The following is a 20,814-nucleotide window of genomic DNA, read 5'->3' as shown; positions in this document are numbered from 1 at the left end:
CGCCTTCGCGAGCAAGCCCGCTCCCACAAGGGTACGTATTTCAAATGTGGGAGCGAGCCTGCTCGCGAAGAGGCCATCCGCTACACCGCCGACTTAACTGCAGAAGGCTGCGCCCGCATCACGCACAACCCGTAATAAATAATCCCGCCCAACGCCGAGCCGGTGAACCAGCCATAGCTGTAAAACCAGCTGAACGCATCGCTACCCAGCGACAACAACGTCAGCACCACCGGCACACCAAACGCGAGAAACCCGGCCCGGTTCCACGCCGGATACACGTCATCGCGGTACAACCCGGCCAGATCCAGTTGCTGTTTCTTGATCAGGAAATAGTCCACCACCATGATCCCGGCAATCGGCCCGAGCAGGCTTGAATAACCCAGCAACCAGTTGGAATACACGGTCTCCAGGCTCACATCGGAAACGATCAAACCAAGCTTTTTCAGCAGCTCATGCCCCATCAACAACAACCCGACCAACCCGGTCAGCAACACCGCTTTGGTGCGGTTGATCACCTTGGGCGCGATGTTTTGAAAATCGTTGGTCGGCGAGACAATGTTCGCGGCGGTGTTGGTCGACAGCGTGGCGATGATGATCAGCGCCATGGCCACCGCGACCCACACGGGACTCTGGATATGGCCGATCAAAGTCACCGGATCAGACACCGTCACGCCGACCAGTTTCACCGACGCCGCGGTCATGATCACGCCCAGCGAGGCGAACAAAAACATGGTCAGCGGCAGGCCAAAAATCTGCCCGAGGATTTGATCTTTCTGGCTCTTGGCGTAACGACTGAAGTCCGGAATGTTCAACGACAACGTCGCCCAGAAACCCACCATTGCCGTCAGCCCGGCGGCGAAGTAACTCACCACACTGGCGCCTTCAGGACGCTTCGGCGGGATCGCCAGCAGTTCGGTCATCGAGACATTGGGCATCGCCCACACCAGCAAGCCGATGCCGACCGCCACCAGCAATGGCGCGGACAAGGTTTCCAGCCACTTGATCGACTCGGCGCCGCGAATCACCACCCACAGGTTCAGCGCCCAGAACACCATGAAGCCGATCACCTCCCCCGTTCCGCCAAGGGATTTCCAGCCGTCGAAAATCGAGCCGAGAAACAGGTGAATCGCCAAACCGCCAAACATCGTCTGAATGCCGAACCAGCCGCACGCCACCAGCGCGCGAATCAAACAGGGCACGTTGGAACCAAGAATCCCGAACGACGAGCGCAGTAACACGGGAAACGGAATGCCGTATTTGGTGCCGGGAAAGGCGTTCAGCGTCAGCGGAATCAACACGATGATATTGGCGAACAGAATCGCCAGCAGCGCTTCGCCCACACTCAAGCCGAAGTACGCCGTGAGCACGCCGCCGAGGGTGTAGGTCGGCACGCAGATCGACATGCCGACCCACAGCGCGGTGATGTGCCATTTATTCCAGGTTCGTTCGCGCACCTTGGTCGGTGCCATATCGTGGTTGTAACGGGGACTGTCGAGGACGTCGCTGCCGGCTTCGAGTTCGAACAAGCCGTCGCGCTCGGTCACTTGCGATCTGTTCTGTTGCATGGCCGCTCCACTGTTCTTCTGATTATTTTTTTGCTCATCAGGCGGCTTGCACACAAGGCGCGAGCCGGACGATGGCCGGAGGAACTGACAACTTTCGTGCACCGGCCATGGTGTCAGCGGCGGCATCAATAAACGTGCCGGGTGAACCGCTTGGCGCTAGGGCCGTGCTTCAAACGTATTGCAACTTTCTGATATTTATCAGTTTTAATTATTCACCTGATGAGTTCGCGGAAACTTGTCTGGGTGCTCAGGCTAAACACTTGGCAAGTTGTCCGAACAGACAGGACTCAAACTGGTGCACTGCATTTATTTTCATTGTGAACGTGCAACCGCAGCTCAACTTCAAGCGGCTGATTTCACATAGGAAATCTTGCTCATATTTCCATCCTGTCAAGTGCGTCAAAATGGTGAGCCGCCTCACCATTTTGGTGATTTACACTTTTTATCGTTATTTTTCATAGAGTTAAAACAGACATAAGCTTATAAAAAATATTCTTGCTCTATTGCAAATTCACGACTAGTTTCTATTCCTGACAGCGCTGACAGGAATACACCCTGCACTGCTGTACATCAATAAAACATTTAGAACCGGCACAAGTCGGTCATGCCTGCGAGGAACTCGGAATGTCTCTGTTGATCCGTGGCGCCACCGTTGTTACCCATGATGAAAGTTATCGCGCCGACGTCTATTGCGCCGACGGCGTGATCAAAGCCATCGGTGAAAACCTGGATATTCCCGCCGGCGCCGAAGTGCTCGACGGCAGCGGCCAATACCTGATGCCCGGCGGCATCGATCCGCACACGCACATGCAACTGCCGTTTATGGGCACCGTGGCCAGCGAGGATTTCTACAGCGGCACGGCGGCCGGTCTGGCCGGCGGCACCACGTCGATCATCGACTTCGTCATTCCCAATCCACAGCAATCATTGATGGAAGCGTTTCATCAGTGGCGCGGCTGGGCGGAGAAGTCCGCATCCGACTATGGCTTCCACGTCGCGATCACTTGGTGGAGCGAGCAGGTGCGCGAAGAGATGGCCGAACTGGTCAGCCATCACGGCATCAACAGCTTCAAGCATTTCATGGCCTACAAGAACGCGATCATGGCCGCCGACGACACACTGGTGGCGAGTTTCGAGCGTTGTCTGGAGCTCGGTGCGGTACCAACCGTGCACGCGGAAAACGGCGAGCTGGTCTATCACCTGCAACGCAAGTTGATGGCCCAAGGCATCACTGGGCCGGAGGCGCATCCGCTGTCGCGGCCTTCGCAGGTTGAAGGGGAAGCGGCGAGCCGGGCGATTCGTATCGCTGAAACCATTGGCACGCCGTTGTATCTGGTGCACGTCTCGACCAAGGAAGCCCTCGACGAAATCACCTATGCGCGCAGCAAGGGCCAGCCGGTTTACGGCGAAGTACTGGCCGGGCATTTGCTGCTCGACGATAGCGTCTACCAACACCCGGACTGGCAGACTGCTGCGGGTTACGTGATGAGCCCGCCGTTCCGTCCGCGCGGTCATCAAGAGGCGCTGTGGCACGGGCTGCAGAACGGTAATGTGCACACCACTGCGACGGATCATTGCTGCTTCTGCGCCGAGCAAAAAGCAGCGGGTCGTGATGACTTCAGCAAAATCCCTAACGGTACGGCGGGTATCGAAGATCGCATGGCGGTGCTTTGGGATGAGGGCGTTAATTCCGGTCGTTTATCGATGCAGGATTTCGTTGCGCTCACCTCAACCAACACCGCGAAGATCTTCAATCTTTATCCGCGCAAAGGTGCGATCCGCGTTGGCGCCGATGCCGACCTGGTGCTGTGGGATCCGCAAGGCACGCGCACCATTTCCGCCAAGACCCACCATCAGCAGGTGGATTTCAACATCTTCGAAGGCAAAACCGTGCGCGGCGTGCCGAGCCATACCGTCAGTCAGGGCCGGGTGGTCTGGGCCGATGGCGACCTGCGCGCCGAGCGTGGCGCTGGGCGGTATATCGAACGGCCGGCGTATCCGGCGGTGTTTGATTTGCTGAGTAAGCGGGCTGAGCAACATAAGCCAGTTGCTGTGAAACGCTGACATCGAGGCCTTCGGCCTTCGCGAGCAAGCCCGCTCCCACATTTGAAATGCATTCCCCTGTAGGAGCTGCCGAAGGCTGCGATCTTTTGATCTTGTTTTTTAGATCAAGATCAACAGATCGCAGCCTTCGGCAGCTCCTACATGGGGATTTGGCCAATGCCCGATAGAGGCAGTTACCGTGAGGCACACAACCGTGATCGAGACCCTGAACCATCTCCCCCACCCGCACGAAAGCGCGGCCGCCCTCGCCGGCCAGTTCACTGATCTGGCGCCGCCGCTTAATGATCGCCAAGCGCATCTGGAAGCCTCGCGCTGTCTGTATTGCTACGACGCGCCGTGCGCGAATGCGTGCCCGAGCGAGATCGATATCCCCTCGTTCATCCGCAATATCCATCAAGACAACGTCCCCGGCGCCGCGCAGAAAATCCTCTCGGCAAACATCCTCGGCGGCAGTTGTGCACGCGTTTGCCCGACTGAAATCCTCTGCCAGCAAGCCTGCGTGCGCAACAACGCCCACGAATGCGCGCCGGTGCTGATCGGCCTGCTGCAACGCTATGCCGTCGACAACGCGCACTTCACTGAGCATCCATTCCAGCGCGCGGCAGCCACCGGTAAACGCATCGCCGTGGTGGGTGCCGGGCCGGCCGGTTTGTCCTGCGCGCATCGCAGCGCCATGCACGGTCATGACGTGGTGATTTTCGAAGCGCGGGAGAAGGCTGGCGGGCTCAACGAGTACGGAATCGCCAAGTACAAACTGGTCGACGATTACGCGCAAAAGGAGCTGGATTTCCTCCTGCAAATCGGCGGCATCGAAATTCGCCACGGGCAGAAACTCGGCGAGAATCTGACCCTCAGCGAACTGCATCACCAGTTCGACGCGGTGTTTCTCGGCCTCGGCCTCAACGCCAGCAAACAACTCGGTCTGGCCCACGAAGATGCGCCGGGCCTGCTCGCCGCCACCGATTACATCCGCGAACTGCGTCAGGCCGATGACCTCACGCAACTGCCGCTGGCTGAGCGCTGCATCGTCCTCGGCGCCGGCAACACGGCGATCGACATGGCCGTGCAAATGGCTCGCCTCGGCGCTCGCGATGTCAATCTGGTGTATCGCCGAGGCGCGGCGGACATGGGCGCCACCGGTCACGAACAAGACATCGCCAAGGCCAATCAGGTGCGTCTGCTGACCTGGGCACAACCGGAAGAAGTGCTGCTCGACGATCAAGGCAACGTGCGCGGTATGCGCTTCGCTCGCACCGACCTGGTCGAAGGACGCCTGCAAACCACCGGTGAAACCTTCGAACTGGCCGCCGACGCGATCTTCAAAGCCATCGGCCAGTCCTTCGACAGCAGCGCCCTCGCCGACCCGCTCGCCCGTGATCTCAAGCGTCAGGGCGAACGCATTCAAGTCGACGAAAACCTGCGCACCAGCATCCCCGGCGTGTATGCCGGCGGCGACTGCACCAGCCTCGATCAAGACCTCACCGTGCAAGCCGTGCAGCACGGCAAACTCGCCGCCGAGGCGATCAACGCTCAACTGATGCTCAACGTGGAGGCTGCGTAAATGGCCGATCTCTCGATAGTCTTCGCCGGCATCAAAGCACCGAACCCGTTCTGGCTGGCCTCCGCGCCACCGACCGACAAAGCCTACAACGTGGTGCGCGCGTTCGAAGCAGGCTGGGGCGGCGTGGTCTGGAAAACCCTTGGCGAGGATCCGGCGGCGGTCAACGTTTCGTCGCGTTACTCGGCACATTACGGCAACAACCGCGAAGTGCTCGGCATCAATAACATCGAGCTGATCACCGACCGCTCGCTGGAAATCAACCTGCGCGAAATCACTCAGGTGAAGAAGGACTGGCCGGATCGCGCAATCATCGTTTCGCTGATGGTGCCGTGCGTTGAAGAGTCGTGGAAACACATTCTGCCGCTGGTTGAGGCCACGGGCGCTGACGGCATCGAGCTGAATTTCGGTTGCCCGCACGGCATGCCAGAGCGCGGTATGGGCGCAGCGGTCGGTCAGGTGCCGGAGTACGTCGAGCAGGTGACGCGCTGGTGCAAGACTTATTGCTCGCTGCCGGTGATCGTCAAACTGACGCCGAACATCACCGACATCCGCGTCGCCGCTCGCGCCGCCCATCGCGGTGGCGCCGATGCGGTGTCGCTGATCAACACGATCAACTCGATCACCAGCGTCGATCTGGAGCACATGGTCGCCCTGCCCACCGTCGGCAGCAAAAGCACCCACGGCGGTTATTGCGGTTCGGCGGTGAAGCCGATCGCGCTGAACATGGTCGCGGAAATTGCCCGTGATCCTGAGACGCAGGGCTTGCCGATCTGCGGGATTGGCGGCATCGGCAGTTGGCGTGATGCCGCAGAATTCATGGCGCTGGGCAGCGGCGCGGTGCAAGTGTGCACGGCGGCGATGCTGCATGGTTTCCGCATCGTCGAGGAGATGAAGGACGGCTTGTCGCGGTGGATGGACAGTCAGGGTTACGCCAGCATCAGTGAGTTTTCCGGGCGCGCGGTGGGCAATACCACGGACTGGAAATACCTCGATATCAACTATCAGGTGATCGCCAGGATTGATCAGGAAGCGTGCATTGGTTGCGGGCGTTGCCACATTGCCTGCGAGGACACTTCACATCAGGCGATTGGCAGCCTGCGCCAGGCGGACGGGACGCATAAATATGAAGTGATTGATGATGAGTGCGTGGGCTGCAATTTGTGCCAGATTACTTGTCCGGTGGCGGACTGTATCGAGATGGTGCCGATGGATTCAGGCAAGCCGTTTCTGGACTGGAATCATGATCCGCGCAATCCGTATCACGTTGCAGTCTGAAAAAGCCCCTCACCCTAGCCCTCTCCCAAAGGGAGAGGGGACTGATTGGGGGATATTGACGAACTGCACCGACGTGAACGATCTGCTTTGAATCCATTATCGATACAGGCAGAGGCTCGGACTGCTTTAAACCCATAATCGACTGGATTTTTCAGGTCAATGTAACCCGCAAGACACCTCCGTAGGCTCCCCTCTCCCTCCGGGAGAGGGCTGGGGTGAGGGTCTGTTTCTAGGGTTCCAAACCAATCCCACGCAATATCACACTCGTCACCGTCTGCACCGCCCGCTCAAACTGCATGTCCGACAACGGCTGGTGATCATTCAAAATATTCACCTGATGATCAAAGTCGGCATAGTGCTGCGTCGACGCCCAGATCATGTACAACAACCCCGACGGCTCCACCGGCAAAATCCGCTTGTCCTCGACCCACTGCCGAATCTTCGCTTCCTTCATTTTCGCCCAGTCATACAGGCTGACATCCAGCGCCTCGCCCAGCGTCGGCGCGCCATGGATGATTTCATTGGCCCAGACTTTCGAGCCGTACGGCCGGCTGCGCGAGTGATTCATCTTGGCGCGGATGTAACTGCTGAGCACCACGCGCGGATCGTCGAACATCTCGAAGCACAGCGCGTCCTGCTTCCACACTTCCAGCAGATCAAACAGCACCGCGCTGTACAGCTCGCTCTTGGTGCTGAAGTAATAATGCAGATTGGAACGCGGCAGTTGCACTTCGGCGGCGATGTCGGCCATCGCGGTGCTGCCGAAACCTTTTTCGGCGAAGACTTTTTCCGCCGCCAGCAGGATTTTCTCGACGTTATTGCGGCGAATTTCGATCTTGTGATTGCCCATGTGGGCTCCCTGACAACAGCGTTGTTGAAGACTAGCATCCGCTCAGGCACGCGGGCGACAGATGAAAACGAAACTTCGTACAGACGCGCCCGGACGCGGTTGAGTAAACTGGCCGTTCTTCGATTCTGCCTCAGAGGTATCCGCGATGCTGCTCAAGAATGTCCTGACCACCACTGCCCTGCTCGCCTCGCTGTTCGCTGCGTCTTCTGTATTTGCCCACGCCCATTTGAAAAGCCAGACCCCGGCCGCTGACAGCACCGTCGCCGCCCCGGCCGATCTGCGCCTGACCTTTTCCGAAGGTGTCGAAGCCACGTTCACCAAAGTCACCGTGACCAAGGACGGCGCACCGGTTGCGGTCAAACCGCTGACCACCGAAGGCGACAAGAAAACCCTGATCATCACCCCGGCTGCGCCGCTGACCGCCGGTGAATACAAAGTCGAATGGCACGCGGTATCGGTCGACACGCACAAAAGCGAAGGCGCCTATCAGTTCAAGGTTGGCCAGTAATTCATGAGCGAGGCGCTGGTGCTGTGCCGCTTTCTGCATTTCACCGTGGTGTTGATGCTGTTCGGCGCCTGGCTATTCCGGCCGTTGCTGCTCAAGGGTGAAGCGCTGGAACTGGATCAGCACCTGACGCGACTCGCCCGTTGGTTGGCTGCGGTTGCGCTGGTCAGCGGGATTGCCTGGGCGTTGCTGATTACCGCGAGCATGGCCGGTTCGGCTGCGGCGGCGTTTGATCCAGACACGATTGCGCTGGTGTTGGGCAATACGTTTTTTGGTCAGGTGTGGCGCTGGCACTTGCTGATCAACGCGGTGCTGCTGGCGTTGCTGTTCACTCCGTGGCGTTCAAGCATACCGTTGCGCCTGGGTTTGAGTGGCTTGCTTTTGGCGACGCTGGCACCGGTCGGGCACGGCGCGATGCTTGATGGTCTGAGCGGGCAACTGCTGATTCTCAACCAGATCGTTCATCTGACCTGCGTGGCCGCGTGGCTGGGTGGGTTGTTGCTGCTGGTGATGATCCTGCGTCAGCCGAGTGAGCTTCGTGGTGTTTTGCAGCGTTTCAGCGGCGTTGGTTATTGGCTGGTGGCGGGGTTGCTGATCACCGGATTGATCAACGTCCGTGTGCTGACCGGCCAGTGGTGGCCGACGCCGTTGTTCAGCGGGTTTGCGCTGATTCTGTTGATCAAGGCGATGATTGTGCTGGGGATGCTCGGGCTGGCGTTGTTCAACCGCTTGCGCATGGAAGATTGCGAACAGCGGATCGGCACGCTCAAACGCAGTGTGATGCTGGAGTGGCTGCTCGGCATTGGCGCCGTAGCCGCCGTCTCGCTGCTCGGCACCCTGCCCCCGATGATCACTGGATAAACGCAGTTCAAACTGTGGGAGCGGGCTTGCTCGCGAAAGCGGTGTGTCAGACAAATATATATCGCTGATACACCGCTTTCGCGAGCAAGCCCGCTCCCACAGTTTTTGATTTGTGTGGTGTCAGTGGGGTTGGGTGTTGCCTGCTGCCGTATCGATACTAACCACCACCGACATCCCCGGCCTTAGCCGTTCCTCTTCCTGCTGATCCGGATCAATCGTGATCCGCACTGGCACCCGCTGGGCAATCTTCACAAAATTACCCGTCGCATTGTCCGCTTGCAGCAAGGCGAATTCAGACCCCGTGCCCGGCGAAATATGCTGCACATGCCCGGTGAATTTACGGTGGTTCAGCGCATCGACGGTGAAGCGCACCGGTTGCCCGACCCGCACGTTGTCCATCTGGGTTTCCTTCATGTTGGCGATCACCCATTTCTGGTTCGGCACCAACGCCATCAACTGCGCCCCGGAGTTGACGTAAGCGCCGAGGCGCACGCCAATCTGCCCCAACTGCCCGTCACGCGGCGCGACAATGCGCGTGTTCGACAAATCGATCCGCGCCAGTTGCACCGCCGCTTCCGCACTGGCCACCGACGCCTCCAACGAACCACGATTGACGATCACCGTCTGCAAATCCTGACGGGCGATTTCGACATTGGCCTTGGCCTGCGCCACCGCAGCAATGCTTTGCGCATTGGCTGCGAGCGCCACGTCCATTTCACGTTTCGACACTGAGCCGTCGCTCACCAGTTCCTTGTTACGCCGCAGATCCGCCTCGCTTTTGCGCAACTGCGCTTCGCTGTCGGCCTGCACCGCTTGGCGCAACTTGATCGTCGCCTCGGCGCTATTGCGTTGCTGCACGACGTTGGCCAACGCGGCTTTCTGCACCGCCAGTTGCGCCAGCGATTGATCGAGACGCTGCTGATAAATGCGATCATCCAGACGCACCAGCAAATCACCGGCCTTCACATACTGAAAATCCTGCACCGGCACTTCATAGACGTAACCGGCGAGTTGCGGGCCGATGATCGTCACCTGCCCGCGAATCAGCGCATTTTCAGTGGTCTCGACCGCGCTGCTGAACGGCGGCAATTGCCAGGCATACAACACGATCAACACGCCGACGATGGCGATCGCGGCAAAGCCCATTGAAGAGATGATCCGCACCCGCAACGAACGTGGTTCAGTGTTCGGCGATGACGGCGGCGCCACGCCTTCGGGCGTGGCGGCAATGGCGTTGGTGGTTGTGGTGGTCGGTTCGGTCATGAAGAAATGGCACCGCTCGAAGGTGTGGATGGCGCAGGGGCGACGGCTTTGGTGGTGCTCATCAGCCACAGCGCACGAATGGACAGCCAGATCATGGTCAGCACCGCGATCACGGCGATCAGCATGAACACGTCGTTATAGGCCAGCACGTTGGCCTCGCGGGTCGCGGCGTTGGCCAGGCTACGAATACCCGCAAGGTTGCGCAGGCTCGGGTCGGCCAATAGCGAGCCATACGCCGAGCCGCCACTCTGTACGCGCGCGGCCACCAAAGGGTCAGACAGCGTCAGGTGCTCAACGATTTGACTGGAATGAAATTTTTCCCTGACGATCTGAAAGGTGCCCAGAAGCGCCGCGCCGATTAAACCGCCGAGGTTATTACAGATCCCGAACAGCACGGAAAAACTCACCAGGTTGCGCGGATTGGTCAACACGTTGCGCGTGCCGAGCACCATGGTCGGCCCGAGGAAAAACGTGCTGCCGAAGGCCAACAGGAACTGACTGAAATAGAGGTTTTCCGGGCGGGTCAGGTTGTTGGAAGAACTGTCCATCACCGCTCCGGTGGCCATCAGACCCAGCGAGACGATCAGCGGCATCAGCAGGTGTTTGGGGTCGATCGTCAGTGCGCTGGTCAACAACCCCGCGACGCTGCCAATCAGCATTACCACGTACAGGCTGTGCAATTGCTCATAGCCCATGTTCAGGTTCTGCATGAAACCCACCGCACCGGTGGACTGCTCGGAGGTGACCATACGAATCAGGGTCACCGCCAGCGCGAGACGAATCATCGTCCCGCTGCCGAGCCAACGGGTCATCAGCATCGGGTTGCTGCGGTTATGTTCGATGGCCAGACCGGTGATGATCAGCGCAATCGACGACGCGAGGGCGACGCCGATCCAGTCGGCCTCCAGCCACCAGTCTATCCGCCCCAACGACAACACCGCGCACAGCAATGCGACGCCACTGGCGAGAATGGCGAAGGTCAGGAAGTCGAGTTTTTCGAAAGTTTTGAAGCGGTCGCCGGGCGGCAACTTGAGCATCAAAACGCAGCCCAGCGACAGCAACGCCATGCCCAATTCGAACAGGTACAAGCCGCGCCATTCGGCAATTTGCAGCAAGTCTTCGGAGAATAATCGTGCCAGCGGCAAGGCTAACTGCGACGTGCCGAGGCCGAGCACCAGCGCCTTCATTCGCCACTTCGCCGGGAACGCCTGCACCATGTAATACAGGCCCAGCGAGCTCAGCGCCGCGCCGACCATGCCGTGCGCCGCCCGCACCGCGACTGCGGAATTGAGATCGTTGACGAACAAGTGGCCGAAGGTCACCAGCGCGTACAACACGAGGAATACTTCGGTGAACGCACGCAAACCGAACTGCTGGCGAAACTTCACCAGCAACAGGTTCATCGACACGTTGGTCATTACATACGCGGCCGGCAGCCAGGCCATTTCCGCCGTGGTCGCGCCGAGCGCGCCTTGCAAATAAGGCAGGTTGGCAACCACCAGCGAGTTACCCAAACCACCGGTCAGCGCCACCAGCAAACCGACCAGCGCATAGGCCAGGCGCTTGGGGTTGGAGTGCAGCGGCGTCGAAGGGGAACCGGGCAGACTGGGCTTCTCGTGCGGCTGCCAGTGGCGCGGGGCGTATTGATCCATTGAAAAGCCTCGTGCTGAAGGTGGATGAAGTTTGCCGCAAATTCACGGTTAAAACACTTTTCCCCCTGTGGGAGCGAGCCTGCTCGCGAAGGCTGTGTGTCAATCGACAACTGGGTTGGATGAATGTCCGAATTCGCGAGCAGGCTCGCTCCCACAAGGAGTCGGGGTGATGGCCGGGGGTCATCGTATAACTTGCTGTTGACATTCCCGCAAAACATAGGAAATATCCGCAACCATGTTGTACGACGACGTATGACAAATAATAAAAACAACAATGAAACAGGGAGCGTCACAGTGAGCACACTCGTCCGCAATTCCGCCCGCCCTTCGCGTTTTTTTGCCCGTCGCCCGCGATCTACTCTGAGCCTGATAGGTTGCAGCAGCCTCGCCTTCGCCATGCCCATGAGCGCCGACGCTGAAGGCTTTCTGGAAGACAGCAAAGCCACGCTGAACCTGCGTAACGCCTACTTCAACCGCAATTTCGTTAACCCGGCCAACCCACAAGGCAAGGCTGAAGAGTGGACGCAAAGCTTCATCCTCGACGCCAAATCCGGTTTCACCCAAGGCACCGTCGGTTTCGGCCTCGACGTGCTCGGGTTGTACTCTCAGAAGCTTGATGGCGGCAAAGGCACCGGTGGCACGCAACTGTTGCCGATCCACGATGACGGGCGTCCGGCGGACAACTTCGGCCGGCTCGGCGTGGCGATGAAAGCCAAGGTGTCGAAGACCGAATTGAAGGTCGGTGAATGGATGCCGGTCCTGCCGATCCTGCGCTCCGACGATGGCCGCTCCCTGCCGCAAACGTTTCGTGGCGGGCAGATCACGTCCACCGAGATCAACGGCCTGACCGTCTACGGCGGCCAGTTCCGCGGCAACAGCCCACGCAACGACGCAAGCATGGAAGACATGTCGATGAACGGCCGGGGCGCTTTCACCTCCGATCGTTTCAACTTCGGCGGTGGCGAATACAGCTTCAATGACAAGCGAACCCTGGTCGGCGTGTGGTACGCCGAACTCAGCGACATCTACCAGCAGCAGTACTTCAACCTCAGCCACAGCCAGCCCGTGGGCGACTGGACGCTCGGCGCCAACCTCGGCTTCTTCACGGGCAAGGAAGACGGCAGCGCCCAGGCGGGCGAACTCGACAACAAGACCGCGTTCGCCATGCTCTCGGCCAGATACGGCGGCAGCACCTTTTATGTCGGCCTGCAGAAACTCGGCGGCGACGATGCGTGGATGCGGGTCAACGGCACCAGCGGCGGCACCCTGGCCAACGACAGTTACAACGCCAGTTACGACAATGCCAAGGAACGCTCGTGGCAGTTGCGCCATGACTACAACTTTGTCGTTCTGGGCATCCCCGGCCTGACCATGATGAACCGCTATATCAGCGGCGATAACGTCCACACCGGCTTGATCACTGACGGCAAGGAATGGGGCCGCGAGTCGGAACTGGCCTACACCGTACAGAGCGGCCCGCTGAAAAACCTCAACGTGAGATGGCGCAACGCGACCATTCGCAGGGACTTCAGCACTAACGAGTTTGACGAGAACCGGGTTTTTATCAGCTATCCGATTTCGTTGTTGTAAGTCCCTGCAACACCACAAAACCCCTGTAGGAGTGAGCCTGCTCGCGATAGCGGCCCGTTAGCCGCCATTGTGCTGACTGATACACCGCTATCGCGAGCAGGCTCACTCCTACAGGGGAATGCATTGCAGAGCAGCCATTGGGCGATCGAAATGCCAATCGGCCCATCCGTCATCTACACCAAAAGTCGCGTTGACAAGATCCGGAAACCCTACCGATACTTCAGCGAAGTCATACGACAACCTACAACAAACCAATAACAATTTGTAAGGGAATGCCATGACGTCTACCACCCCTTCCCGCGCCCCGTTCAACCGGCTGCTGCTGACTGGTGCTGCCGGTGGCCTGGGCAAAGTCCTGCGCGAACGCTTGCGCCCCTACGCCAACATGCTGCGACTGTCCGACATCGCCGCGCTCACGCCCGCTGTCGATGATCGCGAAGAAATCGTGCTCTGCGATCTCGCCGACAAACAGGCCGTGCATCAACTGGTCGAAGGCGTCGACGCGATCCTGCATTTCGGCGGTGTGTCCGTGGAGCGGCCGTTTGAGGAAATCCTCGGCGCCAACATTTGCGGGGTCTTTCACATTTACGAAGCGGCGCGCCGGCATGGCGTCAAACGAGTGATTTTCGCCAGTTCCAATCACGTCATCGGTTTCTATAAACAGGACGAGCAACTCGACGCCAGCTCTGCGCGCCGCCCTGATGGCTACTACGGTTTGTCCAAGTCCTACGGCGAAGACATGGCCAGTTTCTACTTCGACCGCTATGGCATCGAGACCGTCAGCATCCGCATCGGCTCCTCGTTCCCCGAGCCGCAAAACCGTCGAATGATGCACACCTGGCTGAGCTTCGACGACCTCACGCAACTGCTCGAGCACTCGCTGTACACGGCCAATGTCGGTCACACCGTGGTCTACGGCATGTCCGATAACAAAGACGTCTGGTGGGACAACCGATTCGCCAGCCACCTCGGTTTCGAAGCCCGGGACAGCTCCGAAGTATTCCGCGAGAAAGTCGAGGCGCAACCGATGCCGGCCGCCGATGACCCGGCGCGGATTTATCAGGGTGGCGCCTTCGTCGCGGCGGGCCCCTTCGGCGACTGACCGACTCACTTGATCCCCCCCAATCAAAACCAAGGGAATGAGTATGCAAGCCGAATTGATCGTCGACGCCCGCAACGCCGTGGGCGAAAGCCCGGTCTGGGTGGCGCAGGAAAATTCGCTGTACTGGGTCGATATCCCCAACGGTGCGCTGCAACGCTGGAGCGCCGATACCGGCCAGGTGCGTGCCTGGAAAGCCCCGGAAATGCTCGGCTGCATCGCCCGGCACCAGCGTGGCGGCTGGATCGCCGGCATGGAGAGCGGCTTCTTTCATTTGCATCCGCACACCGACGGCAGCCTCGACGCCGAGCGGCTTGCCAGCGTTGAACACGCCCGCCCGGACATGCGCCTCAACGATGGTCGCTGCGACCGTCAGGGGCGCTTCTGGGCGGGCAGCATGGTGTTGAACATGGGCCTGAATGCGCCCGAAGGACGGCTCTATCGCTACGGTGCCGGCGCAACCGGGACGATCGAAGCGCAACTTGATGGCTTCATCGTCCCCAATGGCCTCGGCTTCAGTCCCGACGGTAAAACTCTGTACTTGTCCGACTCACACCCGAATGTGCAGTTGATCTGGGCTTTCGACTACGACACCGACAGCGGCACGCCATCGAATCGCCGTGTCTTCGTCGACATGAACAACCACTGCGGGCGCCCCGACGGCGCGGCAGTGGACGCCGATGGCTGCTACTGGATCTGCGCCAACGACGCCGGTCTCGTGCATCGCTTCACACCCGACGGGCGCCTCGATTACTCACTGCCTGTACCGGTGAAGAAACCGACCATGTGTGCGTTCGGCGGCAGCCAGATGGACACCTTGTTCGTCGCCTCGATCCGCCCCGGTGACGACCACGATCCGCAATCTCTGGCCGGCGGCGTGTTCGCCCTGAACCCCGGCGTCAAGGGCCTGCCGGAACCACTGTTCAACGATTTGCTGTAACCCGCCTCTGCTGCACCGCTGTGCCTTGAACACAAAAATAACAAGACTGGAGATACCCCTCATGGACTTCAAACGCACGTTGCTCGTCGCTGCACTCCCTTTCGCGTTCACCCTCAGCAGCGCCGTTCAGGCACTGGAAATCAAATTCGCCGACATCCATCCGGCCGGCTATCCGACGGTGGTGGCTGAAGAGCAACTGGGCAAAACACTGGTCGCCGACAGCGACGGCAAACTGACTTTCAAGATGTTTGCCGGCGGCGTGCTGGGCTCGGAAAAAGAAGTGGTCGAACAGGCGCAAGTCGGCGCGATTCAAATGGCTCGCGTCAGCCTCGGCATCGTCGGCCCGGTGGTACCTGACGTGAACGTGTTCAACATGCCTTTCGTGTTTCGCGACCAAGCGCACATGCGTAAAGTCATCGACGGCGAAATCGGCGATGAAATCCTCGACAAGATCACCCAGTCGGAATTCAACCTCGTAGCCCTCGCCTGGATGGACGGCGGCACTCGGAATATCTACACCAAGAAACCGGTGCGCACACTCGAAGATCTCAAAGGCATGAAGATCCGCGTGCAAGGCAACCCGATGTTCATCGAAACCATCAACGCAATGGGTGGCAACGGCATCGCCATGGACACCGGCGAGATCTTCAGCGCCCTGCAGACCGGAGTGATCGACGGCGCGGAAAACAACCCGCCAACCCTGCTCGAACATAATCACTACCAGAACGCGAAGTTCTACAGCCTGACCGGACACCTGATCCTGCCAGAGCCCATCGTGATGTCGAAAATCACTTGGGAAAAACTCACCCCCGACCAGCAGACCCTGGTGAAAAAAGCCGCGAAAGCCGCTCAAGCACAAGAGCGCACTTTGTGGGATGCCAAGTCGGCCAGCAGCGAAGAAAAACTCAAAGCGGCCGGCGTCGAGTTCATCACCGTCGACAAGAAACCGTTCTATGAGGCCACCGCATCGATACGCGAGAAGTACGGCGCACCTTACGTCGATCTGATCAAGCGCATCGAAGCCGTGCAGTAACCCTCCCAGCCCTCAACGAAAGGCCCGGCAACGCTGACCTCGCCGAAGGTCGGCGGCTGCCCGGTTACGGTGGAACCCGATGAAGAATTTGCTGCTGCGCATCAACGACCGGATCTACATGACCTGCATCTGGGTCGCCGGTCTGTCGGTGCTGACCATTGCCCTGATCATCCCTTGGGGCGTATTCGCCCGTTACGTCCTCGGCACCGGCTCCAGCTGGCCGGAACCCACCGCCATTCTGCTGATGATGGTCTTCACCTTCATCGGCGCCGCCGCCAGTTATCGCGCCGGCGCACACATGGCCGTCGCGATGATTACCGATCGCTTGGCGCCGAACATGCGCAGAACCATGAGCATTGTCTCGCAGGTATTGATGGCGACCATTTGCCTGTTCATGACCATCTGGGGCAGCAAACTCTGCCTGTCGACCTGGAACCAGTTCATGAGCGCCCTGCCCACTCTGCGGGTGGGCATTACCTACATGCCGATCCCGGTCGGCGGTGCGTTGACGCTGATTTTTGTGCTGGAAAAACTCTTTCTCGGCGACCAGAGCAATCGCCGCGTGGTGCGCTTTGACCTGGTTGAAGAAAACGAAGGGGCTGCCTGATGGACGCATTGATTCTGCTGGGCAGTTTTATCGCCTTGATCCTGATCGGCATGCCGGTCGCTTACGCCCTCGGGCTGTCGGCGTTGATCGGCGCGTGGTGGATCGACATTCCGTTTCAGGCGCTGATGATTCAGGTCGCTGGCGGCGTAAACAAATTTTCCCTGCTGGCGATTCCGTTCTTCGTGCTCGCCGGGGCGATCATGGCCGAGGGCGGCATGTCGCGCAGGCTGGTGGCGTTTGCCGGGGTGCTGGTGGGGTTCGTCCGTGGCGGTCTGTCGCTGGTCAACATCATGGCCTCGACATTCTTCGGCGCGATCTCCGGCTCGTCAGTGGCGGACACCGCGTCGGTGGGCTCGGTACTGATTCCGGAAATGGAGCGCAAAGGCTATCCGCGTGATTTCTCCACAGCGGTGACGGTCAGCGGTTCGGTGCAAGCGTTGCTGACACCCCCGAGCCACAATTCGGTGCTCTATTCGTTGGCGGCCGGCGGCACGGTGTCCATCGCTTCGCTGTTCATGGCCGGCGTGGTGCCGGGCCTGTTGATGAGCGCGTGCCTGATGGTGCTGTGCCTGATTTTCGCGCGTAAACGCAACTACCCGAAAGGCGAAGTCATCCCGCTGCGCCAGGCGCTGAAAATCTGCGGCGAAGCGCTGTGGGGCCTGATGGCGATGGTGATCATTCTCGGCGGGATTCTATCCGGGATTTTCACCGCAACCGAATCAGCGGCCATCGCTGTGCTCTGGTCATTTTTCGTGACCATGTTCATCTACCGCGACTACAAATGGAGTGAGTTGCCGAAGCTGATGCACCGCACAGTGCGGACAATTTCGATCGTGATGATCCTGATCGGTTTCGCGGCGAGCTTCGGCTACATCATGACCCTGATGCAGATCCCGGCGAAGATCACCACGATGTTCCTGACCCTGTCAGACAACCGCTACGTGATCCTGATGTGCATCAACGTCATGCTGCTGTTGCTCGGCACCGTGATGGACATGGCCCCGCTGATTCTGATCCTCACACCGATTCTGATGCCGGTGATTCTCGGCATTGGCGTAGATCCGGTGCAGTTCGGCATGATCATGCTGGTGAACCTGGGGATCGGATTGATAACACCGCCGGTAGGTGCGGTGCTGTTTGTCGGGTCGGCGGTGGGCAAGGTCAGTATCGAAAGCACGGTAAAAGCACTGCTGCCGTTCTACGCGGTGCTGTTTCTGGTGTTGATGCTGGTCACCTACATTCCCGCCATTTCCCTGTGGCTACCGCACTTGGTGTTGTAACAACCTGAAAGATCGCAGCCTTCGGCAGCTCCTACAGAAATCGCATTCCATGTAGGAGCTGTCGAGTGAAACGAGGCTGCGATCTTTTGATCTTCAAATACTCAAGCACGCAACAACATATATCCCGCCACCACCAGACACACACTGGCAAACCCCACCTGCAACGCCCGCGCCGGCACTCGCGCGCACAGCTTGCGGCCGATGATCATGCCGACAATGCTGGCGATAATGAACGCCGCGCCCTGCCCGTCAATCCGCACCCCGGCGTGAAACGATCCGATCACCCCGATCGCCGAAATCAGGCTGATCACCATCAACGATGTGGCGACAATCCCGCGCATCTGCACGTCGGTCAGTTGCTTGAACGCCGGCACAATCAAAAACCCGCCGCCAACGCCAAGCAACCCGGACACCACCCCCGTAACCGCACCCAACGCCGCAAGGGTTGCGGTGCATTTGGCCGTCCAGTCGAAGCGCCCGGTTTCTTCATCGAGCATGCAGTTCTTCTGACCCCAACTGCCATGCCCGTGATCGCTCGGCCCTTGTTCCTGACGCTCGCGCCTCAGCATGCGCCAAGCGACCATGACCATCAGCAGGCTAAAAAGGATCATCAGAATCTTCTCCGGCAATTGATGCGCGAAGTAGATCCCCAGCGGCGAAAACACCGCGCCGAGCGCCGCAATCAACAGTGCCGCGCGATAACGCACCAGACCATGGCGCAAACCGTCAATGGCTCCAACCGCCGCCGCACTGCCCACCGCAAACAACGCGACCGGCGCCGCTTGCGTCATCGTCCAGCCAAGCCCGAGCACCAGCGCCGGCACCGCCAGAATGCCGCCGCCCGCACCGGTCAAGCCGAGCACCAACCCCATCACCACGCCAAACAGACTTGCCAGCAACATAGGGTTTTCTCAGTCGACCTTGGACAGACTAGTCAGCCATTCGCGGCCCTTGAGCATGCCGTTCCAGTAGAACCACGGCAGCAACGTCGCCTTGAGCAACCACGCAGAACGCCGCGCCACGGTCGGATCAAGAGGAAACGTCGGCAGCAACTTACCGGCATAGCCAAACTCGGCGAGGATCACCTTGCCCTTCTCCACCGTCAGCGGGCACGAACCGTAGCCGTCGTACTTCAACGGCAGCGGTTGTTGCTTGCGCTGAGCCAGCAGATTTTGCGCAACAACCACGACTTGCTTGCGCACTGCTGCTGCGGTCTTCGCGTTGCTGGTGCCGCAGATATCGCCGAGCGCAAACACCTCGGGATAACGCGGGTGTTGCAGGCTGTGCTGATTGACTTCGCACCAGCCGGCGGCGTCGGCCAACGGACTGTTCGCGATGAAATCCGGCGAGACCTGCGGCGGCACGACGTGCAGCAGATCGAAGGTTTTTGCCTCGCGAGTGACGTTGCCGTCAGCGTCCTTGATCTCGAACCATGCGGTTTTCGCCGGGCCGTCGACCTTGACCAGATTGGAGTTGAAGGCCAGTTGCGCGTTGTATTTTTCGATGTACTTCATCAGTGGCGGCACGAACGTCGCCACCCCGAACAACGCGGCGCCGGCGAGATTGAATTCGACATTGATGTTGTTCAGCACGCCGCTTTTAAGCCAGTGATCGCAGGACAGATACAGCGCCTTTTGCGGCGCGCCGGCGCATTTGATCGGCATCGCCGGTTGCGTGAACAGCGCTTTGCCGCCGCGCAGTTTTTGCACCTGATCCCAGGTGTATTGCGCGTGCTGATAGCTGTAATTGGAAGTGACGCCGTGCTGACCGAGGCTTTCCTGCAAGCCTTCGATTTTCTCCCAGGCCAGACGCAGGCCGGGGCAGACGATCAGGTTTTGATAGCTGACCGTGCGTTGATCATTAAGGGTGAGTTGGCGCTTGTCGGGATCGATGCCGGTGACGGCGGCTTGCAGCCAGTCGACCTGACGCGGCATTACCTTGGCCATGGGTCTGGCGGTGTCTTTTGCGTCGTAAGCACCGCCGCCGACCAGCGTCCACGCTGGCTGGTAATAGTGCTGCGAACTCGGCTCGATCACGGTGATTTTCAGGTCAGGATCACGCTTGAGCAGGCTGGCGACGAAGCCGATGCCCGCCGTGCCGCCGCCGATAACCACGATGTCTGCACTGATGGATGGGCCCCAGTGTTGATCGTTCATTGCTTGTTCCTTTTGCTGCACGCAAGGATTTCGTCAGCCATCACACAGATCCAATGTAGGAGTGAGCCTGCTCGCGATCGCGGTGGGTCAGCCAACATGTTTATCGACTGATACACCGCTATCGCGAGCAGGCTCACTCCTACAGGGGATTGGTGCGATGGCTGGCATTTATGGGTATTCCCAGCTTTTTAGGACGGCCCCGCAATAAAGCCCCGACAGGGTCTTCATCACCTGAATCACTTCCGGGCTGGCGAGCCCATAAAAAATGTATTTGCCTTCGCGGCGAGTGGCGACCATGCCTTCGTCGCGCAAAATGCCCAATTGCTGGGACAGCGTTGGCTGGCGTACGCCGGTCATGGTTTCCAGCTCGCCGACGTTGCGTTCGCCCTGGGTCAATTGACAGAGGATCAACAAACGATCCTCATTGGCCAACGCCTTGAGCAACGCACAGGCCTTGGTGGCCGAGGCGCGTAATTGGGCGACTTCACATTCGGTCAGACTGGATTGCATTTG

At 59.3% G+C, this 20,814-nt stretch carries 18 protein-coding genes; 11 read left to right on the top strand and 7 right to left on the bottom strand.

Annotation, left to right across the window (positions count from 1 at the left end; all coding sequences use genetic code 11):
* Window positions 1-80 precede the first annotated feature (80 nt).
* Entirely contained in the window at window positions 81-1,565 is a 1,485-nt protein-coding gene (locus ACZZ0D_RS07810; protein WP_463552846.1) for an NCS1 family nucleobase:cation symporter-1, read from the bottom strand.
* Between the two features lie 624 nt (window positions 1,566-2,189).
* Here ACZZ0D_RS07810 and hydA point away from each other — a divergent pair.
* The 3 genes from hydA to preA all read left to right on the top strand — a co-directional run bounded on the left by hydA (window position 2,190) and on the right by preA (window position 6,465).
* Window positions 2,190-3,629 (top strand): dihydropyrimidinase, encoded by a 1,440-nt coding sequence (gene hydA / locus ACZZ0D_RS07805; RefSeq protein ID WP_463552845.1) that lies wholly within the window; start codon window positions 2,190-2,192, stop codon window positions 3,627-3,629.
* A 193-nt stretch (window positions 3,630-3,822) separates the two neighbouring features.
* Window positions 3,823-5,190, top strand: a complete 1,368-nt coding sequence (locus ACZZ0D_RS07800) for an NAD(P)-dependent oxidoreductase (RefSeq protein ID WP_463552844.1) — start codon at window positions 3,823-3,825, stop codon at window positions 5,188-5,190.
* Entirely contained in the window at window positions 5,191-6,465 is a 1,275-nt protein-coding gene (gene preA / locus ACZZ0D_RS07795) for an NAD-dependent dihydropyrimidine dehydrogenase subunit PreA (protein WP_053121404.1), read from the top strand.
* Window positions 6,466-6,694: 229 nt separating this feature from the next.
* On the opposite strand, the gene ACZZ0D_RS07790 is transcribed toward preA, so the two are convergent.
* Window positions 6,695-7,315, bottom strand: a complete 621-nt coding sequence (locus tag ACZZ0D_RS07790) for a TetR/AcrR family transcriptional regulator (protein ID WP_212544627.1) — start codon at window positions 7,313-7,315, stop codon at window positions 6,695-6,697.
* 145 nt (window positions 7,316-7,460) lie between these two features.
* On the opposite strand from ACZZ0D_RS07790, the gene copC reads away from it, so the two are divergent.
* Both copC and copD read left to right on the top strand, forming a co-directional pair.
* A complete protein-coding gene (gene copC / locus ACZZ0D_RS07785) occupies window positions 7,461-7,823 on the top strand; it encodes a copper homeostasis periplasmic binding protein CopC (RefSeq protein ID WP_159814677.1) in 363 nt (120 codons plus the stop codon).
* Between the two features lie 3 nt (window positions 7,824-7,826).
* Window positions 7,827-8,681 (top strand): copper homeostasis membrane protein CopD, encoded by an 855-nt coding sequence (copD, locus tag ACZZ0D_RS07780; RefSeq protein WP_463552843.1) that lies wholly within the window; start codon window positions 7,827-7,829, stop codon window positions 8,679-8,681.
* Window positions 8,682-8,801: 120 nt separating this feature from the next.
* On the opposite strand, the gene ACZZ0D_RS07775 is transcribed toward copD, so the two are convergent.
* Window positions 8,802-9,944 (bottom strand): HlyD family secretion protein, encoded by a 1,143-nt coding sequence (locus ACZZ0D_RS07775; RefSeq protein WP_159814679.1) that lies wholly within the window; start codon window positions 9,942-9,944, stop codon window positions 8,802-8,804.
* Window positions 9,941-11,596, bottom strand: a complete 1,656-nt coding sequence (locus ACZZ0D_RS07770) for an MFS transporter (protein WP_463552842.1) — start codon at window positions 11,594-11,596, stop codon at window positions 9,941-9,943. Before ACZZ0D_RS07770 ends, ACZZ0D_RS07775 begins: the two co-directional genes overlap by 4 nt.
* 294 nt (window positions 11,597-11,890) lie before the next feature.
* Between ACZZ0D_RS07770 and ACZZ0D_RS07765 the strand changes: the two genes are divergently transcribed.
* From ACZZ0D_RS07765 to ACZZ0D_RS07740, 6 genes are all read left to right on the top strand, one after another.
* On the top strand, window positions 11,891-13,186 hold the full coding sequence (locus ACZZ0D_RS07765; protein ID WP_212544632.1) for an OprD family porin: 1,296 nt from the start codon (window positions 11,891-11,893) through the stop codon (window positions 13,184-13,186).
* 277 nt (window positions 13,187-13,463) lie between these two features.
* Window positions 13,464-14,288 (top strand): NAD-dependent epimerase/dehydratase family protein, encoded by an 825-nt coding sequence (locus ACZZ0D_RS07760; protein WP_463552841.1) that lies wholly within the window; start codon window positions 13,464-13,466, stop codon window positions 14,286-14,288.
* Window positions 14,289-14,331: 43 nt separating this feature from the next.
* Window positions 14,332-15,225: an SMP-30/gluconolactonase/LRE family protein gene (locus ACZZ0D_RS07755; protein ID WP_463552840.1), complete on the top strand. Its 894-nt coding sequence runs from the start codon at window positions 14,332-14,334 to the stop codon at window positions 15,223-15,225.
* 61 nt (window positions 15,226-15,286) lie between these two features.
* Window positions 15,287-16,258 (top strand): TRAP transporter substrate-binding protein, encoded by a 972-nt coding sequence (locus ACZZ0D_RS07750; protein WP_053121423.1) that lies wholly within the window; start codon window positions 15,287-15,289, stop codon window positions 16,256-16,258.
* A 79-nt stretch (window positions 16,259-16,337) separates the two neighbouring features.
* Window positions 16,338-16,865: a TRAP transporter small permease gene (locus ACZZ0D_RS07745; RefSeq protein ID WP_463552839.1), complete on the top strand. Its 528-nt coding sequence runs from the start codon at window positions 16,338-16,340 to the stop codon at window positions 16,863-16,865.
* On the top strand, window positions 16,865-18,145 hold the full coding sequence (locus tag ACZZ0D_RS07740; RefSeq protein ID WP_053121428.1) for a TRAP transporter large permease: 1,281 nt from the start codon (window positions 16,865-16,867) through the stop codon (window positions 18,143-18,145). Before ACZZ0D_RS07745 ends, ACZZ0D_RS07740 begins: the two co-directional genes overlap by 1 nt.
* Window positions 18,146-18,246: 101 nt before the next feature.
* On the opposite strand, the gene ACZZ0D_RS07735 is transcribed toward ACZZ0D_RS07740, so the two are convergent.
* The 3 genes from ACZZ0D_RS07735 to ACZZ0D_RS07725 all read right to left on the bottom strand — a co-directional run bounded on the left by ACZZ0D_RS07735 (window position 18,247) and on the right by ACZZ0D_RS07725 (window position 20,811).
* The gene (locus ACZZ0D_RS07735) at window positions 18,247-19,047 is read right to left on the bottom strand and encodes a sulfite exporter TauE/SafE family protein (RefSeq protein ID WP_463552838.1); all 801 of its coding nucleotides are present in this window, start codon (window positions 19,045-19,047) and stop codon (window positions 18,247-18,249) included.
* 9 nt (window positions 19,048-19,056) lie between these two features.
* Complete coding sequence (locus ACZZ0D_RS07730) at window positions 19,057-20,301, bottom strand: NAD(P)/FAD-dependent oxidoreductase (protein ID WP_463552837.1); 1,245 nt, start codon at window positions 20,299-20,301, stop codon at window positions 19,057-19,059.
* A gap of 168 nt (window positions 20,302-20,469) precedes the next feature.
* Window positions 20,470-20,811 (bottom strand): ArsR/SmtB family transcription factor, encoded by a 342-nt coding sequence (locus tag ACZZ0D_RS07725; RefSeq protein ID WP_463552836.1) that lies wholly within the window; start codon window positions 20,809-20,811, stop codon window positions 20,470-20,472.
* Between the last annotated feature and the right edge of the window lie 3 nt (window positions 20,812-20,814).

The organism is Pseudomonas sp. AC193, from assembly GCF_979258075.1.
The sequence above is the reverse complement of the archived record's forward strand: the minus strand, read 5'-3'. Positions and strand labels throughout refer to the sequence as shown.

What these genes read in the sequence shown, in the direction of transcription:
- ACZZ0D_RS07755 (WP_463552840.1), top strand. Translation starts at nt 14,332, where the DNA reads ATGCAAGCCGAATTGATCGTCGACGCCCGCAACGCCGTGGGCGAAAGC.
- ACZZ0D_RS07745 (WP_463552839.1), top strand. Translation starts at nt 16,338, where the DNA reads ATGAAGAATTTGCTGCTGCGCATCAACGACCGGATCTACATGACCTGC.
- hydA (WP_463552845.1), top strand. Translation starts at nt 2,190, where the DNA reads ATGTCTCTGTTGATCCGTGGCGCCACCGTTGTTACCCATGATGAAAGT.
- preA (WP_053121404.1), top strand. Translation starts at nt 5,191, where the DNA reads ATGGCCGATCTCTCGATAGTCTTCGCCGGCATCAAAGCACCGAACCCG.
- ACZZ0D_RS07740 (WP_053121428.1), top strand. Translation starts at nt 16,865, where the DNA reads ATGGACGCATTGATTCTGCTGGGCAGTTTTATCGCCTTGATCCTGATC.
- ACZZ0D_RS07725 (WP_463552836.1), bottom strand. Translation starts at nt 20,811, where the DNA reads ATGCAATCCAGTCTGACCGAATGTGAAGTCGCCCAATTACGCGCCTCG.
- copD (WP_463552843.1), top strand. Translation starts at nt 7,827, where the DNA reads ATGAGCGAGGCGCTGGTGCTGTGCCGCTTTCTGCATTTCACCGTGGTG.
- ACZZ0D_RS07760 (WP_463552841.1), top strand. Translation starts at nt 13,464, where the DNA reads ATGACGTCTACCACCCCTTCCCGCGCCCCGTTCAACCGGCTGCTGCTG.
- ACZZ0D_RS07730 (WP_463552837.1), bottom strand. Translation starts at nt 20,301, where the DNA reads ATGAACGATCAACACTGGGGCCCATCCATCAGTGCAGACATCGTGGTT.
- copC (WP_159814677.1), top strand. Translation starts at nt 7,461, where the DNA reads ATGCTGCTCAAGAATGTCCTGACCACCACTGCCCTGCTCGCCTCGCTG.
- ACZZ0D_RS07790 (WP_212544627.1), bottom strand. Translation starts at nt 7,315, where the DNA reads ATGGGCAATCACAAGATCGAAATTCGCCGCAATAACGTCGAGAAAATC.
- ACZZ0D_RS07735 (WP_463552838.1), bottom strand. Translation starts at nt 19,047, where the DNA reads ATGTTGCTGGCAAGTCTGTTTGGCGTGGTGATGGGGTTGGTGCTCGGC.
- ACZZ0D_RS07775 (WP_159814679.1), bottom strand. Translation starts at nt 9,944, where the DNA reads ATGACCGAACCGACCACCACAACCACCAACGCCATTGCCGCCACGCCC.
- ACZZ0D_RS07750 (WP_053121423.1), top strand. Translation starts at nt 15,287, where the DNA reads ATGGACTTCAAACGCACGTTGCTCGTCGCTGCACTCCCTTTCGCGTTC.
- ACZZ0D_RS07810 (WP_463552846.1), bottom strand. Translation starts at nt 1,565, where the DNA reads ATGCAACAGAACAGATCGCAAGTGACCGAGCGCGACGGCTTGTTCGAA.
- ACZZ0D_RS07770 (WP_463552842.1), bottom strand. Translation starts at nt 11,596, where the DNA reads ATGGATCAATACGCCCCGCGCCACTGGCAGCCGCACGAGAAGCCCAGT.